The organism is Chitinophaga sp. LS1, from assembly GCF_034274695.1.
In the GTDB taxonomy this organism is placed as follows: domain Bacteria; phylum Bacteroidota; class Bacteroidia; order Chitinophagales; family Chitinophagaceae; genus Chitinophaga.
The window spans coordinates 1,374,510-1,392,589 of record NZ_CP128362.1; the positions used below are offsets into that span (position 1 = coordinate 1,374,510).

At 43.5% G+C, this 18,080-nt stretch carries 18 protein-coding genes; 7 read left to right on the plus strand and 11 right to left on the minus strand.

The window, feature by feature from the left end:
- Window positions 1-9: 9 nt before the first annotated feature.
- Entirely contained in the window at window positions 10-513 is a 504-nt protein-coding gene (locus QQL36_RS05665; protein WP_321569255.1) for a hypothetical protein, read from the plus strand.
- On the opposite strand, the gene QQL36_RS05670 is transcribed toward QQL36_RS05665, so the two are convergent.
- Genes QQL36_RS05670 through QQL36_RS05680 form a run of 3 tightly spaced genes read right to left on the minus strand, consistent with a single transcriptional unit; the run spans window position 510 to window position 4,386 of the window.
- A complete protein-coding gene (locus QQL36_RS05670; RefSeq protein ID WP_321569256.1) occupies window positions 510-1,712 on the minus strand; it encodes a DUF1501 domain-containing protein in 1,203 nt (400 codons plus the stop codon). The two genes, QQL36_RS05665 and QQL36_RS05670, sit on opposite strands and share 4 nt — an antisense overlap.
- A 10-nt stretch (window positions 1,713-1,722) precedes the next feature.
- Complete coding sequence (locus tag QQL36_RS05675; RefSeq protein ID WP_321569257.1) at window positions 1,723-3,165, minus strand: DUF1800 domain-containing protein; 1,443 nt, start codon at window positions 3,163-3,165, stop codon at window positions 1,723-1,725.
- Window positions 3,166-3,180: 15 nt separating this feature from the next.
- Complete coding sequence (locus tag QQL36_RS05680) at window positions 3,181-4,386, minus strand: molybdopterin molybdotransferase MoeA (RefSeq protein WP_321569258.1); 1,206 nt, start codon at window positions 4,384-4,386, stop codon at window positions 3,181-3,183.
- A gap of 40 nt (window positions 4,387-4,426) precedes the next feature.
- Between QQL36_RS05680 and moaC the strand changes: the two genes are divergently transcribed.
- Both moaC and QQL36_RS05690 read left to right on the plus strand, forming a co-directional pair.
- The gene (moaC, locus tag QQL36_RS05685; RefSeq protein WP_083724778.1) at window positions 4,427-4,909 is read left to right on the plus strand and encodes a cyclic pyranopterin monophosphate synthase MoaC; all 483 of its coding nucleotides are present in this window, start codon (window positions 4,427-4,429) and stop codon (window positions 4,907-4,909) included.
- The gene (locus QQL36_RS05690; RefSeq protein WP_235643849.1) at window positions 4,909-5,487 is read left to right on the plus strand and encodes an NTP transferase domain-containing protein; all 579 of its coding nucleotides are present in this window, start codon (window positions 4,909-4,911) and stop codon (window positions 5,485-5,487) included. Before moaC ends, QQL36_RS05690 begins: the two co-directional genes overlap by 1 nt.
- Here the strand turns inward: QQL36_RS05690 and QQL36_RS05695 are convergent.
- A complete protein-coding gene (locus tag QQL36_RS05695) occupies window positions 5,462-5,878 on the minus strand; it encodes a molybdenum cofactor biosynthesis protein MoaE (RefSeq protein ID WP_321569259.1) in 417 nt (138 codons plus the stop codon). The genes QQL36_RS05690 and QQL36_RS05695 overlap by 26 nt on opposite strands.
- 11 nt (window positions 5,879-5,889) lie before the next feature.
- Window positions 5,890-6,120 (minus strand): MoaD/ThiS family protein, encoded by a 231-nt coding sequence (locus QQL36_RS05700; protein WP_083724864.1) that lies wholly within the window; start codon window positions 6,118-6,120, stop codon window positions 5,890-5,892.
- 40 nt (window positions 6,121-6,160) lie between these two features.
- Between QQL36_RS05700 and QQL36_RS05705 the strand changes: the two genes are divergently transcribed.
- From QQL36_RS05705 to QQL36_RS05715, 3 genes are all read left to right on the plus strand, one after another.
- Window positions 6,161-6,523 (plus strand): DUF7009 family protein, encoded by a 363-nt coding sequence (locus QQL36_RS05705; protein WP_083724772.1) that lies wholly within the window; start codon window positions 6,161-6,163, stop codon window positions 6,521-6,523.
- A 3-nt stretch (window positions 6,524-6,526) separates the two neighbouring features.
- A complete protein-coding gene (gene moaA / locus QQL36_RS05710) occupies window positions 6,527-7,492 on the plus strand; it encodes a GTP 3',8-cyclase MoaA (protein WP_083724770.1) in 966 nt (321 codons plus the stop codon).
- Window positions 7,493-7,737: 245 nt separating this feature from the next.
- Window positions 7,738-8,871 (plus strand): PepSY-associated TM helix domain-containing protein, encoded by a 1,134-nt coding sequence (locus QQL36_RS05715; protein ID WP_321569260.1) that lies wholly within the window; start codon window positions 7,738-7,740, stop codon window positions 8,869-8,871.
- A gap of 235 nt (window positions 8,872-9,106) precedes the next feature.
- Here the strand turns inward: QQL36_RS05715 and QQL36_RS05720 are convergent, their stop codons facing one another.
- The 6 genes from QQL36_RS05720 to QQL36_RS05745 all read right to left on the minus strand — a co-directional run bounded on the left by QQL36_RS05720 (window position 9,107) and on the right by QQL36_RS05745 (window position 16,533).
- Complete coding sequence (locus QQL36_RS05720; RefSeq protein ID WP_321569261.1) at window positions 9,107-10,180, minus strand: HesA/MoeB/ThiF family protein; 1,074 nt, start codon at window positions 10,178-10,180, stop codon at window positions 9,107-9,109.
- A 1-nt stretch (window position 10,181) separates the two neighbouring features.
- The gene (locus tag QQL36_RS05725) at window positions 10,182-10,727 is read right to left on the minus strand and encodes a GNAT family N-acetyltransferase (protein ID WP_083724764.1); all 546 of its coding nucleotides are present in this window, start codon (window positions 10,725-10,727) and stop codon (window positions 10,182-10,184) included.
- A 243-nt stretch (window positions 10,728-10,970) separates the two neighbouring features.
- Window positions 10,971-12,428 carry an IS1182 family transposase gene (locus tag QQL36_RS05730; protein ID WP_321568592.1) on the minus strand — a complete coding sequence of 486 codons (1,458 nt, stop codon included), beginning with the start codon at window positions 12,426-12,428 and terminating at the stop codon, window positions 10,971-10,973.
- Between the two features lie 157 nt (window positions 12,429-12,585).
- Window positions 12,586-13,857, minus strand: a complete 1,272-nt coding sequence (gene serS, locus QQL36_RS05735; RefSeq protein WP_083724762.1) for a serine--tRNA ligase — start codon at window positions 13,855-13,857, stop codon at window positions 12,586-12,588.
- Between the two features lie 144 nt (window positions 13,858-14,001).
- Window positions 14,002-15,666, minus strand: coding sequence for an NAD+ synthase (locus tag QQL36_RS05740; RefSeq protein WP_321569262.1), 1,665 nt, complete (start codon window positions 15,664-15,666; stop codon window positions 14,002-14,004).
- A 183-nt stretch (window positions 15,667-15,849) separates the two neighbouring features.
- Complete coding sequence (locus QQL36_RS05745) at window positions 15,850-16,533, minus strand: porin family protein (RefSeq protein ID WP_083724758.1); 684 nt, start codon at window positions 16,531-16,533, stop codon at window positions 15,850-15,852.
- 68 nt (window positions 16,534-16,601) lie between these two features.
- Between QQL36_RS05745 and QQL36_RS05750 the strand changes: the two genes are divergently transcribed.
- Window positions 16,602-17,651: a hypothetical protein gene (locus tag QQL36_RS05750; RefSeq protein ID WP_321569263.1), complete on the plus strand. Its 1,050-nt coding sequence runs from the start codon at window positions 16,602-16,604 to the stop codon at window positions 17,649-17,651.
- The last annotated feature ends 429 nt before the right edge of the window (window positions 17,652-18,080 follow it).

Sequence of the window (18,080 nt, forward strand, 5' to 3'; positions counted from 1 at the left end):
CAAAATCTCATGCGCCAATTAATTGCTCTAGCCGGAATCCTGTTACTGATTAGCGCCTGCAAGCACGATGACAACGAACCCATCAGAAAATTTACATCCTTCCAGGTAGACAGCCTGATCGTACTGGCTGAAGACCCAACTGCTGTGCTCACTCCCGCTAATCTTACAGATAACGACGCTATTAATGATTATCCTGTTCTAAACATTCTCGCTACCGGCAATCATGATGAAACGGTTCAATTCTCTTTGATTTCTGAAACCGAAAATATTCAAACCGGTGACTATTCTTCTACCATCTATGGCAATGCTTTTCAACTAGGATTTGCAGGTCTCGATTATAACCTGCAGGCGAATTTCAATTACGGTACGCTGAACCTGCATATTACCAAAGTAATAGATACACTCATCGAAGGTTCCTTTGATGGTGAACTCGTAGATACCACCGGCACTATCTCTCCCAAACCTTTGGTAAAAGGGTTCCTGAGGGTTGTATTCAAAAGAGATACACTCTAAATAAAAGTTAAATGATCGTAGTTATGTTTTAAGATCGTCTTGTCATCTGCTCCCAACCATTTGTTGAGCAGCGTGGCATATACACGCTTGAAATCAACTTTGTACTGCAGGTCTCCGTCCTTCAGATTCATCAGATCAGGACCATCGTTCAATAAACCCTGTTGCTTTAATCCACCACCTATCAGGAACATGTTATTCGCAGTGCCATGGTCAGTACCATTGCTGGCGTTCTGCTCCACTCTTCGGCCAAATTCAGAGAAGGTCATGACCACCACATCCTGAAAACGGTTATTGTTCTTCAGGTCTCTTGTAAATACTGTCACTGCATCGTCCAGTTGTTTGAAGAGGTTCTGTTGCTGTGCCTGTTGATTTACGTGTGTATCAAAACTACCATGAGATACATAATATACTTTGGTACTGATGTCGGACATGATCAGCTTTGAAATGGTACGCAGGCTCTTACCTAAATGGGTGGAAGGATAATCTTCTTTGGTCTCGTATGTTTTAAATTGCTTTTGAATGTAGTTGGCAGATGATAAGGTAGCGCCCAGTGTTTTGTACAGATAATCCACATTAGGTTCTTCATCACGATGCTGATGCATTAAATCATTGTACAATCCTGCATTGATACCACTACTTAATCTACCCGGATCATTGAATGCTAATCCTTTCTGGAATTCGCCTTTCATGGCAAGGCTCAATGTATCGTCGATTTCCAGTGCCTGCACTGGTTTATCACAATCTTTACATTGTGCATCGAGATAGCGGCCTACCCAACCATTGCCCCAGTAGTCAGTAGCGTTGCTGGCGGATTGCCAGATATCCATAGAGCGGAAATGCGAACGATCCGGATTGGGATAACCTACATTTTGCAGGATGCCCATACCCCCATCATCATACAGTGCTTTCATACCTACCATAGCAGGATGTAGTCCTGTTTCATCTGTGAGGGACAAAGCCTTTTCTCTTTGTATACCTAAGCTGGGCCGGAGTTTATAATAAATATCATTGCGATAGGGAATTACGGTATTTAACCCATCATTACCCCCTGACAACTGGATAATGACAAGTACCTTATTGCCCGGCGGCACCATGGCATGTGTTGAGTTTTCCAATGCTTTCAGGAACTTCGGTATGAACAAAGATGCTGATGCCAACGAGCCCGCTTGTAAAAAACGACGTCTGTTCAATATTAGCATACAATAAGTTTTAACACAATTGATATTCGGGTGTACTCATCACAGCGATAGTGACTGTCTTTATAAATTGTTCTCTGGATGTAACGTCTGCGTAGTTTTCCAGGATTTTTTTGCTTACGTTCTTACTATTTTGCAAGAGCGTATCAGCAATGGTGGTAGCCAGGTCTTCGCGATTTACATCTTTGTAATCTCCCATGTAATCATCCCAGTGAATAATGCCTTTGATCTTTCGGGCATATTGTTTTTTCGCTGCCTCATTTACCTGCTGTGTGGCTTTGTAACTTCCCATCCCCATTTCTGGCGTGATCTCTTTTGGCTGGATATTGAAATCTTTTTCATAGAGAATCATAGATGGTAATTGCATGCGATACATTAAGCTGGAACTATCTATCCAGTTACGACCACCGGGCCATCCGGCTACGTTTGGCGGGTAAAATAAAGTCTGACCCAATACCTGCTGAAAGGAGATCATCACTTCTTCTCTGTCAAAATCGACAGGGATCGTTCTACGAAAACCCACCAACAATTCAATGGGTGATTTGATATGGTTACCGATCAATTTACTATCGTAAAACCAGTCTGCCATGAAGATGTTGCGCATCAGTTCTTTGATGTCGTAACCAGAATTATAAAATTTATCTGCGAGGGTATTGATCTTTTCAGGATCAGGTGTTTCTTCATCTACAAAGAATTTATAGACTTTCGCGGTGATGAATTGTGCAGTCGCTTTTTTCTCTAAGAGAATTTTTAACACATCATCACCATTGAAATTCCCTTCTTTGCCAAGGATATTTTTCACACCTTCATCATGCGTCTTTTCTCTGAACACAAAATTACCATCATCATCAAAAGCCCATCCCGTGAAGGCTCTGGCTGATTCTTTCACATCCTGTTCAGTATAGTTACCACGCCCCATGGTGAATAGTTCCATCACTTCACGTGCGAAGTTTTCATTGGGATGTGCTTTTTTGTTTTGTTGATTATTCAGGAACTGTAGCATAGCAGGCGTTTTGGAGACAGCGGTGAGTAAGTCTCCAAAATTGCCCAGGGCATTGACTCTGATCACATTCAGCAATTGCTGGTTGAACAATACATTCTGTGTGCGACAGGCAAAATGCCCATGCCAGAAGAGGGCCATTTTTTCTCTTAATGGATGTGTACTGCGCACCATTTCATCTACCCACGATACATTCAGGTCTTTGATACCTTGCGTATTCATTTGCTGCACCATCTTTCGGGTATCAGCATCCAGATCTTTTTTCTTCCTGTAATCAGGCAGGTCGGACTGGTCAATGATCCTGATGGGAGTCGTCTCATCTTTAGCAGGACCAATAAGGATCTTGCTTACAATTTGTTTACGGCGCTTGTGGGTCCAATCAGCTATAACAGGATAGCGTTCTCCAAAGCCAGCCCTCCATGCGAGGTGCTGCATCTGCAATTTTTCAGGGACCATAATTTTATTTTTAGATCAGGATCTGAATCTCCACACTGGATAACTACTGCCTTTCTCAAAGTTTTCTTTTTCTGATGGCAATTCCAGAAACCCATCTGCCTGCAATAAAGCTGCCAAATCTCCGGAACCATGATAGGGTGGTGGCAAAGCGATGAACTGGCCACCCGCTACGGGGTGCAAACGAACAGGCATGAAATAGGTCAATGGTGGCTTGAAATGTACATCTGTACCCAATACAGCGTATGGTTCAGGCCCCGCTGTAATTTGTAAAGAAGCCTTTAACCAAGGCAAAACATAACGATAACAACACATGAACCCGGATACCGGATTGCCTGGCAATGCAAAAACCACAGGGCCATTTTCAAAGTATCCAAACAGGAATGGTTTGCCGGGGCGCTGTTGTACTTTATGAAATACCTGCTGCATACCCAGCTCTTCCAACACCTGTGGCAGGTGATCGTATTTACCAGCAGAGACAGCTCCCGTACAGATCAATACATCATGATTTAATAATGATCCTAATAATTGTTGTATAGCGGGTATATCGTCATTGACATGATAACAGGTGGCATGGATACCCAGTTCTGTATGTAGTGCAGCAGCAAGTGTATAAGAGTTGGAAGTACGTACCTGGTGTATATCAGGGGTTTCTGATACAGGTACCAGTTCATCACCGGTAGTGATAATGGCGACGTTGGGTAAGCGGCTCACACTTACCATTGTTTTACCGACAGACGCCAGTACACCTGTTTCTGCAGCTGTAATACGGGTACCTGCAGCGATCAATACCTGACCAGCAGCAGCATCGGCACCCTGACGGTGAATGTGTTGCCCTTGTGCTACACCCGCTTTGATAGTAAAACGACGGAAGCCATCGTGTTCCGACGCTTCCAGGTGTTCGTACTGGATCACAGTATCTGTCAGTTCCGGCAAAATAGCGCCGGTCATGACTTCCAAACAATCAGCCATGCTACCGAGTTGCTTTCTGGGCATACCTGCGGCCTGCATGTCTTCTACGCCAAATACAATTTGTCCTTTGGAATAGGCTTCAAAGTTGATGGCGATCCCATCCATCATTACGCGGTCATAAGGGGGGAAATCCCGATCAGATAAAACGGGTTCACGCAGTACCCTTCCTGTTGCGGAAGTAAATGGTACCTGTTCCATTCCGAAGTCTCTGGCTATCCCCATGACGGCAGCATAGGCAGCGATGACATCCATTAGCATATGTTAACAGGTTTCTTTGTAAATTTATTCTATTATGAGCAATGATTCAAGTAAACAGGGTTTTTCTCATCTGAATGCAGCAGATCAACCTACTATGGTGGATGTAAGTGGCAAGATGGTGACGGAAAGAATTGCGGTTGCAGAAAGCAGGGTCTTTTTGCCAGAGGTGATCCGGCAGCAATTCAGTGGAAGTGATATTCATACAAAGAAAGGTGCAGTGTTTCAGACAGCGATCATAGCTGGTATTATGGCGGCGAAAAAAACGCCTGATCTGATACCTCTTTGTCATACTTTATTGCTCGAAGGTTGTAAGGTAGATATCACTTTGGAAGGAGAGGAAGCAGTTGTGAGATGTACGATCAAAACTACCGGCAGAACAGGTGTGGAGATGGAAGCACTGACGGGTGCAAGCATTGCAGCATTGACGATCTATGATATGTGCAAAGCTTTCTCTCATGGTATGGAGATCAGGCAAACAAAATTGATCAGTAAAACAGGTGGTAAAAGAGATTTCTGATGTCAGGTTTATATGGATTGATATTATGTGGCGGGCGAAGCCTGCGCATGCAGCAGGATAAGAGCCAGCTGGATTATCATGGGTTGCCGCAATGGCAATATTTGTATCAGTTGCTGAAGCCACTGACGGAGAAAGTATTTCTTTCCTGTCGTGCAGATCAGGTGTTGGAGACTGAGCTACCTGTCATTATTGATAGTGTAGGTGATGCTGGTCCGGCAACCGGGATATTGAGTGCACATGCAGCTTTTCCGGAAAGCGCATGGTTGGTATTGGCGTGCGATCTGCCGTTGATCAGTGCGCAGAGTTTAGAATTGCTGATAGCATCAAGAGATATGAGCAAAGAAGCAACTGCCTTTATCAGTTCATTCAAACAATCACCGGAACCATTGATGACGATATGGGAGACCGCAGGATTAAAAAGGTTAGATCTTGAAAAAGGATGTCCGCGCAAAACATTGCTGAAAGCGGAGATCGCATTGATTGAAAATCCATTTGCCATAGAGCAGTTTAATGCAAATACACCTTCGGAAAGAGAAGAAGCCATGCGCGCTATTATGGATGCGCAGCTACCCAGATAGCACCATCTTCGAAGAATTCTTTTTTCCAGATAGGTACTGTTTGTTTTAATGTATCGATGGCGTATTGACAGGCTTCAAAAGCAACGGCCCTGTGAGGAGCCGCAGCAGCAATGACTACGACCGTTTCGCCGGGAGTTTTTTCACCTGTGATGTGGAGGATGGCGATGCGGTGAATGCCAAATGCTGAGATAGTATACTCTGCAATCTTTTCCATTTCAGAAATAGCCATCGGCTCATAGCACTCAAAGAATAATTTCACGACTTTCTTCCCTTGTGTTTCATTCCGCACATTACCCACAAACAGCACTACACCACCGCAATCCGGTGATTCCACAAAGTCCAGTGCCTGCTGCACATTTATATCAGGTGCTATGTGTACAAGGAAGTTCATATTGACATTTTTCAGCCGCCACTTACGGGAGGTATTACAGCAATCTCATCGCCGGGTAATAATGGTTGTTCATCATTTGCATATACTTTATTCACAGCTATCATCAAGGAGCGTAATTCACGCAGCGAAGGATATTGTGCATACAACCATTCTTTCAGTGTTGCTACGTCAGCAACGCCTGTAGTGGTGATAGCCCCTGCCCCGGCAATATCTTTTGCAATACCAAATAATAACACACGCATAGTTATAGATAAAGCTACGATAATGTAGTAATTTACATACATGAAAATAAGAATTCGCGGGAACAGTATCCGCTACCGGTTGGATAAACAAGATATTGCTACACTGCAGGAAACGCAGCAGGTAGAAGAGATCACTACGATTGGCGCCGGTACCCTGCAATTTTCTATACATGCAAAAGGGGAAGCGCCGGCCATTGCCCTGAATGCAAATGGGGTGCAATTGTTTTTGCCTGTAACACAGGTATCCGGGTGGATCACCACTGAGCAGGTAGGTTTTAAGCATGAGTTGCCAAATGCTGATGGCTCTGTACTACACCTGCTTATAGAAAAAGATTTTAAATGTCTGACCGAAAGAGATGAGGATGAAAGCCAGGCTTTCGAGAATCCTGCGCAGAGTTGCTAAATTATGTTGACAGACGCACATAACCGTATTATCAATTACATCAGGCTGGCAGTGACTGATCGCTGTAACCTGCGATGTACCTATTGTATGCCGGAGCAGATGCAGTTTTTGCAAAGGCGGGAACTACTCACCAATGAGGAGATCCTGACCCTGATGCGTCCATTGGCAGCAGCGGGGATTGATAAGTTACGGATTACGGGGGGAGAGCCTTTCCTGCGGAAAGACCTGCTGCCATTGTTAGCGTCATTAAAAACACTCATTCCCGAGATTTCTATTACGACCAATGGGGTGTTGACCCAACCTTATATTCCCCAACTAAAAGAGATAGGTATCCGGAAAATCAACCTGAGCCTGGATACTTTGCAAAGAGACCGTTTTCAGCAAATCACGAGGAGGGATCAGTTTCCTGCTGTGATGCAGACGTTGAACAGTTTGTTGGAACATGATATGCAGGTAAAACTGAATGTCGTGATCATGGATGGGGTGAATACAGATGAGCTACAAGCCTTTGCAGAACTGACGAAACAAATGCCGCTGTCTGTGCGGTTTATTGAAGAAATGCCATTCAATGGACAGGGACATGCTTTTTCAGGGAATCAATGGCATTACCTGCGCATCCTGGATGCTTTGCAGGAATACTATTCTTTGGAGAAATTGCCAATCCAGCCACAGGCGACAAGTATTAACTACCAAATACCTGGTTATCAAGGGCAAATAGGCGTAATCCCTGCTTATAGCCGTACCTTTTGTGGTACTTGCAACCGACTTCGCATTACACCTACGGGTGGGTTGAAAACCTGTCTGTATGGAGGTGATGTACTGAATGTAAGAGATTTACTCCGTAGCGGAGCCGGCAGTGAATTGATGTTACATGAGATTCGGCATGCACTTGGGCACAGAGCGGAGAATGGGTTTGAGGCGGAGCGCCAGAACCAACATTGGGATAGTATGTCTGTGATTGGAGGGTAAGGATGTTATGCCTTACAGGTATAGATGTTTATCCCTTATAGATAAAGGTATTATTCCTTATAGGTGTAGATATTATCCCTTATAGATAAAGGTATTATCCCTTACAGATAAAGATATTATTCCTTACTGGTATAGATATTATCCCAATTAGATAAAGATATTTTCCCGATTTGAGCTACTAATGGTCTTCTCCTGCTGTAATTTGTGGGCAATCTGATGGTCGCTTTCCCCACAGGTATCTGATAATGAAGAAGTTAATAGGCTGGTTACATCTCTGGCTGGGGCTTGCCTCAGGGCTGGTGGTTATTGTGGTTGCACTCAGTGGCAGCCTGTTAGTGTTTGAAGACGAACTGGAACACCTTTTTCAACCCTCTCTTTTTAATGTACAGTCCCCCTCAGGTGCCGAAAGAATGTCGCTGGACATACTGGCAGCGATGGTACACGATAAATACCCGGATTATAAACCGAATAATATTGAAATTCAACCTGAAGCAAACAGCACCGTCACTTTTTACCTGAAAAAGGGGAAAGAGAAAGGGAAGCTGCTGATGGTGGTAACAAATCCTTATAGCGGAAAAATTATTTATACAGGTACGCAGGATAAGCGATTCTTTGTGGTGGTGAAGAACCTGCACAGACACCTGTGTATGGGAGAAGCAGGTAAACTGATCACAGGTATTTCCTGTAGCATGTTTGCACTGATCATCATCAGTGGATTGATCCTCTGGTGGCCCAAAAAGAATACCCGCAAGCAACGAATGAAAGTGAAGTGGAATGCCAGCTTCAAGCGATTGAACTGGGACCTGCATGCCGTATTTGGGTTTTATATTCACATAGTTATTTTCATCACTGCACTGACAGGGTTGGTGTGGAGTTATAAATGGGTGAATAACCTGTTGTTCTATGCATTTGATGGCAAGCCACAACAAAAGATAGAAGCGCCTGTGAGCAAGCCGGAAAAGGCCAATGACATTGCATGGCTGGACAAAATATTCACAGAAACAAACCAACGACTCACTTATAATGGTATTGTAAATATCCGTTTCCCGGAAAAGAAAGATCAGGCAGTGAGTGTGGGAAAAGAGAATACAGACAGGATCACCACGCACATTGTAGACGTACTTTATTTCCAGGCAGGAAGTGGTGCATTTGTAGGTGATAAGTTATTTGCAAATGATACAAAAGGTACGCAGGCAAGAAGAATAGTCTATCCTATTCACACAGGAGGATTATTTGGCTGGCCGACCAAGATACTCGCATTTATCTGCGCGTTGATAGCTGCATCACTACCGGTAACGGGATTCCTGATCTGGTGGGGAAAAAAATCGAAGAAACCTGTGGTCAAAAAGCCTCTACAACAAAAGGCAGTTAGTATTTAAAATAAAACCTTTATGAAAGAGGGTATTCTCCAACGGGGAATGAAAACCATTTTCAAATAAAAAGCCCCTTCAACAAAAGGCAGTTAGTATTTAAAATAAAACCTTCATGAAAGAGGGTATTCTCCAACGGGGAATGAAAACCATTTTCAAATAAAAAGCCCCTTCAAAAAAAAGCGGTTAGTATTTAAAATAAAAAACGAGCCGGTATCAAAATCAGATACCGGCTCGTTTTTTATTAATAAGTGTTCATATTGTCGTCTATTTCATAAGCCCAGGCATGTATACCACCTGTTACATTATATACTTTAGGAAAGCCGGCAGCATCCAGTTGTTGTGCAATCATCATACTTCTCATACCATGGTGGCATAGTACAGCTATAGGAACGTCTTTTCTCAGTTGTGGAAGCACACCGCCTACCATACGCATAGGTATAAAAACTGCTTGCGGCAGTTTACATATTTCCCATTCATCAGGTTCTCTTACATCGATCAGTTGTACCTGTTTTCCTTCTTCCAGCCATTGGTGTAATTGCTGTACGCTGAGGTGTTGTACACCACCTGTATCGCAGGGGATATCGTATTCTTCCATGAGTGTAGTAATAGGTTGTCTGACAGGTTTGAATTGAAATACCTGGTGAATATTGTTGAGTGTATCGATGGTCAGTAACTGGTTACTCAATGGTTCTCCTATGCCACAAATAATCTTGACGGCTTCATTGGCCTGATACGTACCGATGATGCCTGGTAATACACCTAATACACCGATATCACTGCAATTCTGCATCGTACCTGGTGCTGGTGGTTCAGGGAAAAGACAACGATAGGTAGCGCTTTCTTTATAGTTGAATACACTTACCTGTCCTTCATATTTATGAATAGCGCCGTATACAAATGGTTTGTTCAATAGCACACAGGCATCGTTCACAAGATAGCGTGTACCGAAGTTGTCAGAGCAGTCGATGATCACATCGTACGATGCAAAAATTGACAACGCATTACCTGGTGACAACCAGGTATCGTGTGGTATGAATTCAACTTCAGGATTGAGTTGCTGTAAACGTTTGATAGCCGTGAAGAGCTTGGACTGGCCTTGTTCTGCGGTGTGGTATAAAACCTGTCTTTGCAGGTTGGTAATAGAGATCGTATCGTGTTCTACAATACCGATCTTCCCTACACCCATGGCCGTTAGGTATTGCAATACAGGTACACCTAATCCACCTGCACCGATCACTAAAATAGCAGCGTTGTGCAACAACGCTTGTTTGGCAGGACCAAATCCTTCCAGTTTCAAATGTCTGTCATACCGCATGTTACAATGGCTTTACTCTTTTCGACATCAGGATATTATCCACATAAGTTCCGTCTGGCTGGCGAACGCCTTTAGGCATGCGACCATATTCCATAAAGCCAAAGTTACGGTATAACTGAATCGCTCTTTCATTATTTGCGAGTACGCTCAACTGAATGATTTCCAATTGCGGATGTTGTTCTGCCCACCGTGTGGCAGCAGTCATCATTCTCCTTCCTATGCCCATGTTCCAGTAGCTGTGGAGAACGCCGATACCCAGATTACAGAGGTGAGCTTCTTTCGAAAAGGTGTTCTGCCGAATGGAGAGGGTACCTATCGGGTGCTTGCCGGCGAAGGCTAATAACAGCAGGTCTTTGGCATCTCTGGAAAAAGAGAGGATAAAATCTCTTTCATCTTCCACCCTCCAGGAAGCTGCTTCCTCGCGGGTATAAAGCAGGAAATCTGTTTCGCTGATTAACTGGCGGAAATAGGATAGGAGCACCGGCGCATCGTCCGGTACGGCCTGGCGGAGTTCCAGGATTTGACCATTGGGAAGGAAATGCTGCATATGAGGTACAAATGTAATAAGAATTCAAAGGGGCCTGAAAATAAAAAAGCCTCTGCCTAAGGCGAGGGCACTGAAGAAGTTGCCCTTTTATGAGGGATCTCTTAAAAAATGATCAGGTAGAACACGTTTTTACCTGATCGTTTTTTTTGTACAAGAACTCGTTATTGGGCTTATATGATGATTTGTTGCGCATGATTGGTAAAATCCAAAGTTCTCCGGGCAGTTTTCACCAACTTTCGTCTTTTAGAGGTTTAGTTTGATAATTCTTTTCAGATTTACCGTGAAGATCGCCAATGCACCTTGCATTTGCATGCTATCAATCCCATAGGATATTGCCCGATTATAGCCATGTACATTCTTTAACTCACTGTTTTTTGCCTCGATCTTATATCGCTGTCTGGCCTTTTCTTTATAATATTCACTTTCTTGAAAAATCATTTGTTGCTGGTGTAAGTTTGATTGTATGGATACAGAATAGCTTTTAGTCTTTGCTTCAGGCTTATAACAATTGTCCTTCAGCGCGCAGATCTTACATTTTTCAATGTCAAAAAAATAGGTATCTACCTGATTAGTACCTACATCCTTCCTGCCATTACGGACTTTTTTAATCGCCATATGACCGGCCGGACAAACGAACATATCGGCATCCTTATTATAATCAAACTTATCCTCATCCTTTCTAAAGCCCTGGGTAATGGAAGGGTTCAGCTTTGCTACCACTTGTATATTCTGACCCTGGTTATCTTTTAATTTAAGGTTTTCTTTGCCCGAATATGCGGAATCACCGATAATCGTATCAACTTCAATCCCATTGTTCTGGCTGATCTCCAAAAGTTTGGGCAACTCCGGGCCATCACCTTTTTCTCCTGATGTGACTACCGCCGCGGTTATGATACGCTCTTCTGTCATGGCAAGATGTGTCTTATAGCCAAAGAATGAACTATCCGCAGATTTGTGCCCGATCCTGGCGTCCAGATCTGTGGAGAGTATGTGGTTTTCTTCCGTATCCTCTAATGTTTCCTTTAGCAGGTTTAGCTTTTCTTTAACCGCAGGTATTGAACTTAAAGTCTGCTCTGAGCTAATACGCCTCTCAAGTTCTCTGCAATAAATCAGCTCATCCTGCAGATCATTCGACGTATTTTTCTCAGGCAGATAGCCCTTCATATCCTTATCTATGGCGTAAACTGCTTTGCGAAGTAATTTTGAACGTTCTCTTAACACATCAAGGGCCGAATAAGGATTCGATCTGGAGAGTGAATGGGTGGCATCAACAATGATCGATTTGGATTTAATAATTCCTTTTTCGAGAGCAATAGATACAGTTTTGCCAATCAGCAGATTTAACAGGTCTGTGTCTTTTAAGCGAAGCTTTCGAAATTTAGTCAGTGAACTAGGGTTGATAACAGCTTCCTCGGGAGACATATCAAGAAAGTATTTGAAGGACATATCATAACGGGAACGCTCAACGATATCGACGTCTGAGGCAGTATAGATCGTTTTCAATAATAAGTATTTGAACATACGGATCGGGCTTTCAGCCATGCGACCATTATTCAAACAATACTTATTCACCAGTTCCTGATAAATAAACTGAAAATCGATCAGTTCGTTAATCTGGCGGAGCAGATTGTCTTTAGGTACTATAAGATCGTAAAGACTCGAAAAAGAACTAAGCTGAAGTTGCTGTTGATGAGGTAACATGCTATGATATATTGCTGATACCTCTAAGATAATTGAAAGGGAGCAGTAAACTTGCGTTTGCTGCTCCCTTTAATATTTAAGCATCTTGGGACTTTTTCAGTGCCCTCGCCTAAGGCAGAAGCTTTTTTATATAGAATTTTGGCCAATGGCCTGTTAGTTATGCAATCTTGTCGCTACCAAAATAAGATCTCAGCACTTCCGGAATCACGATCCCTTCTGCAGTCTGGTTGTTTTCCAGAATACAAGCCAGTATACGTGGCAGTGCCAGGGAACTACCATTCAGGGAGTGAACCAGCTGAGGTTTTCCACCACCATCTTTGAAACGGATCTTTGCGCGGTTAGTCTGGTAAGATTCGAAGTTAGATACAGAGCTTACTTCCAGCCATTTTTGCTGTGCAGTGCTATATACTTCGAAGTCGTAGGTGAGGGCAGAGGTAAAGCTCATATCGCCACCACAGAGGCGCAGAATGCGGTAAGGCAGGTTCAGGGATTGAATCAGCCCTTCTACATGTGCCACCATTTCATCCAGTACTTCGTAAGATTTCTCCGGGTGCACAAGCTGTACCAGTTCTACTTTGTCAAACTGATGCAGGCGGTTCAGACCACGTACATCTTTACCATAAGAACCTGCTTCACGACGGAAACAAGGTGTATAACCTGTCATGCGCACAGGCAGATCTGTATCTTTCAGGATCTCATCGCGGTAGATGTTGGTAAGTGGTACTTCGGCCGTTGGGATCATGTAGAACCCATCTTCGCCAATGTGGTACATCTGACCTTCTTTGTCTGGCAACTGACCGGTACCATACGCAGAAGCTTCGTTGACCATATGCGGCACCTGGTATTCGGTATACCCCTTGCTGATGTTATAATCCAGGAAATATTGGATCATAGCACGCTGTAAACGGGCACCTTTGTTTTTGTAAACAGGGAAACCGCTACCAGTGATCTTATTACCGAGTTCAAAGTCGATGAGGTCGTATTTTTTAACCAGGTCCCAGTGAGGTACAGCACCTTCGTAGAGAGAAGGGATGGTACCACCTTTGCCTGTTTCCAGGTTTTCTTCCGGGGTTTTGCCGGGAGGAACGATGGCAGCAGGGAGGTTAGGGAGTTGTACCAATGTATCGTGCAGGGCCTTTTCAGTAGCGATCAGTTCTTCATTGATAGGCTGTAATTTCTCTTTTAATGATGCTACTTCCGATTTGCGCAGATCAGCAGTATCTTTCTGACCCTGAGCCATCAGTTTACCGATTTCTTTTGAAGCGGAGTTAACCTGGGCTTGGGTTTCATCATATTCCAGCGTCAGCTTTTTGCGCTTGTCATCCAGTGCCAGTACTTCATCAACGATCTGGGTTTCTTTGAAGTTTTTCAAAGCCAGACGTTCCAATACCAGTTCTTTGTTTTGACGAATGAACGGAACTTGTAACATTGTACGATCAATTAAATTTTGCCAAAGATAATAAAAGATATTTCATGCCTTGCCGCGGAGTAAGCATCAAAAAACCTCTTCCACCTTCGGTAGAAGAGGTTTTTTGACTTTGCGGGGCCTGCGGCCGGCCTAAATGCCAGGCTACTAACTCAGGTATTTCCCCACTATCGGTACCCTTCTACCTACTCCAAATGCCTTCGACGACACCCTGACAATAGGACAGAACTGGTTCCTCTTATACTCATTATTATTCACCATTTTAAGCGTACGCGCTACCAGTGCAGCATCAAACCCCTGTGCGATGATCTCTTTTGGCCCTTGTCTGCGCTCTATGTATTGATAGAGTATTTTGTCCAATACTGCATAATCAGGCAAACTATCGCTATCCTTCTGGTTTGGACGCAACTCTGCTGAAGGGGCTTTGTCAATAATATTCTGAGGGATGATCCCGCTATTCCTGTTGATGTACCTGGCCAGTGCATACACCTGCATTTTGTATACATCACCCAATACTGACAGGCCACCGGCCATATCACCATACAGGGTGCCATAACCTGTGGATAACTCACTCTTATTAGAAGTGTTCAACAGGATATAACCGAATTTATTCGACAACCCCATCAGGAGATTTCCACGAATACGGGATTGCGTGTTCTCTTCCGCTACATTGAATGGCAGCCCCTGGAAGTAAGGGTTCAGGGTTTGCAGGAAGGTTTCGTAAATATCATTGATGCGAATGATGTCGTATGGGTTATCTAAATTCTTAGATAAAGCCACGGCATCATCTACTGAATGCTCTGTTGAATAAGGAGACGGCATCAGGATTGCACGTACATTTTCCTTACCTAATGCCTCTACTGCCAGGGCTAAGACCACTGCGCTGTCAATGCCACCGGAAGAACCCAGGATGGCCTTTTTAAAGCCCATCTTCCGGAAGTAATCTTTGATACCCAGTAAGATCGCTTCATAAATGCGATCTATGTTGTGTTCGAACAACAACTCCGTTACAGGCACATATGGTTTTACGGGATGAGCAGTCGTAGCCAGTTGCAAAGGTTCCAGCTCCAAACCGTCGATGGCCTCTGTGAAGTAGGGGAATTCCTTAGCGATATTTCCCTGTGCATCGAAGATGAGGGATCCACCATCGAATACGATTTCGGTCTGAGAGCCTACAGTGTTACAGTAGAACATGGGCAGTTTGTACTTGCGTACATTGGCGCGGATAATCTCTTTGCGATCTTCGTCATGATCGTAGTCAAACGGAGATGCGGAGAGGTTGATCATCACATCCGGCTGTTGCTCCATGAGCTGATCCATAGGACAGATACGGTAGAGCGGGTTGTTGCCCAGGTTCCAGATATCTTCGCAAATGGTGACAGCGAGTTTCTTTCCTTTGAACGGAATAACGTTCCAGGAGAAGGATGGCTCGAAATAACGGTATTCGTCGAATACGTCGTAGGTGGGCAACAAGGTCTTGTGAATGATCTGTTTTACCTCGCCTTCGTACAGGAACCAGGCCGCGTTGAAGAGGTCTTTGCCCTCTGTTGCCGGGTTACGGCAAGGGCCACCTACCAGCACGGCTATATTTTGAGTATGCGCTTTGATGGTGTCAATAGCAGCATAGCATTGTTGAATAAAGTCTTCGAATTCCAGAAAATCTCTGGGAGGGTAGCCACTGACACAGAGTTCAGAGAAGACTACGAGGTCTGCGCCCTGCGCTTCGGCTGTCTTGATCCCATTCAGTATCTGCTGGGTATTCCATTCGAAATTGCCTATGTGATAGTTTTGTTGAGCCAGAATAATTTTCATCTGTAATAGCGTTGGACTGACACAAATTTCCTGAATTTTATAACAAAAACGAGCGTGTATCAAAAGAAAGATACACGCTCGTTTAATTCGGATACCTGATAGCGCCCATTACTATGCATGAGCTGTACAGGAGTTAATTTATTTATGAAACAGTGCGAATGGCCTGCGGCCGGCCTATCACCACTAAAAGAATAATCCTAATTTCAACGCTATGCTATTCATATTCACCTTCCCATCATTCCACTTAGCATTTCTCGTCACATCGATAAACCCATTCCTGTAATCCAATCCTACCAATCCGGTCAGATTCTCTCCCAATGGATATTCTACACCAGCACCCACCAGTAAGCCAATGTTCACTGGTTGTAAGTCTCTCAGTACATTCACTTTGTCATACGTCTGGGTCAGACTCACTACATCTGCACGACCTCTTACCGGAAAACTCACATAAGTACCGAACTGACCAAAGATACTCATCCCCGGTGCTGTTTCCGCCTTGAGTTTCAGTGCCAAAGGCACTTCTATATAAGTGGCTTTGATATTATATTCAGCAGGGTTCGCCTTATAATCATCCAATCCTTTTCCCGCATCATATTTCAGTTTGCTACCCGCAGTGGTAATCTGTAAACCGGTAGCAAAGGCATAATGCCCTGCCTCATCCAACAGGAAATCGGCCATCACACCGAAACTAATACCTAACCGACCAGCATTTCTATCTACTCCTGATTCCTGTGGAACCAGCAGTGATACGGTTGGATCCAGCCGAAATCCCAGCCTTACCCGGTGCTCCCTTATAGAATAATTACGTTGAGCATTGCTTATCAATGCTATATTTAATAGGAAGATCACCAATAATGCCTTTCTCATGATAATTTTATCTTTTTTTTAATACAAGGTATATAATATTTTTACCGCTCAGTAGTTTAAGTAGAAGTATGCAAAATAAGACTAATAAATTAACCGGTATTTGTCAGCAGATAATCTCCTATGTTCTCTTATTGCTCTGCCTGACAGCATGTACACATAAAAACGTGCCAGATGTAAGTAAAATTGACATCAGTGTACATATTGACCGTTTTGATCAGGCGTTGGACAAGTTGGATACGACAAATGTCACCTCCTCCTTACAGCAACTGGAGCAAAAATATCCTACATTTTTGCCCAGTTATATCGAGCATATCATGAATTTCGGTCCTTATTCCGATACTGGCCGACTGGTGTTATTGCAGACCAAAATGCTGGTGGGTAATAAGGATTTCCGGCTTTTGCAGGATTCTATCAATGCCCATTTCCCTGATGTAAAGAAAATTGAAGACGAACTGGCGCAGAGCTTTAAGTTCATCAAATATTACTTCCCCAATTTCCAGCCGCCTACCAAAGTGGTGACTTTCAGTTCTATGATCAGCAATTATGGTGCGGTCACCGTCGATTCTACTTTAGGTATCGGACTGGATATGTACCTGGGAGCAAATTTTCCTGTTTATGGTTTACTGCCGGATTATCCGGGGTATATGGTGAGAAAGTTTTCACAGGAGAATATAGTGCCTAACTGTATCCAGGTGCTGGCACAGCAATTATATCCGGGTGGTCAGCCGGGCGATAAACTGGTGATTCAGTTGGTGAATGCGGGCAAACAGCAATACTTTACAGAACAGGTGCTGCCTTATACTGACGATAGTTTAAGACTGGGTTATACTGGTGAACAGGTAAAATGGTGCCTTGACAATGAACAGATGATCTGGCAGTATTTTGTACAGCAGGATCTCCTGTACAAATCTGACTGGCAGAATAATATGCATTATATGAACGATGGCCCTTCTACCCAGGGTATGCCGGAAGGCTCTCCTGGCAGGATCGGTGCTTTTGTAGGCTGGAGAATAGTGCAGGCATATATGAAAGCGCATCCAAACGTGACCTTACAACAACTGATGGATAATAAAGATGCCATGGGCATCTTCCAGCAATCCAAATACAGACCTAAGTAAAAAATATGCATGAAAGAGGGAATTCCTCAACGGGGAATAAAACCATTTTCAGGAAAAAAATAGCGGTGGTGCTGAAAAATCAGCTTCCACCGCATTGCTAGCTCAACGTAAAAAATAGATACCGGATTGGGAAGAGTCCAGCCTTCCGGCTAAAAACTACTATGTATTGGAAAAAAATGAATTCCTTTTAACCCAATACCGATGCTATTCCATTGATAAAAAAGAGGGCTGAAATAAAAATTTCAGCGCCTGTAGCATACCAGTTTAACCCCAAAAAATGCTTTGCTTATTCCCCTTTTTATGATGTTGTTTGTGTCTCTTCTGTTTGTTTGTGATACAAATATATGGTGAATAATTCAAAAAAGCACACTATAATATACATATCACAATACCACTTGTATTATTGAGTTGATTATAGTAAACTTAGTT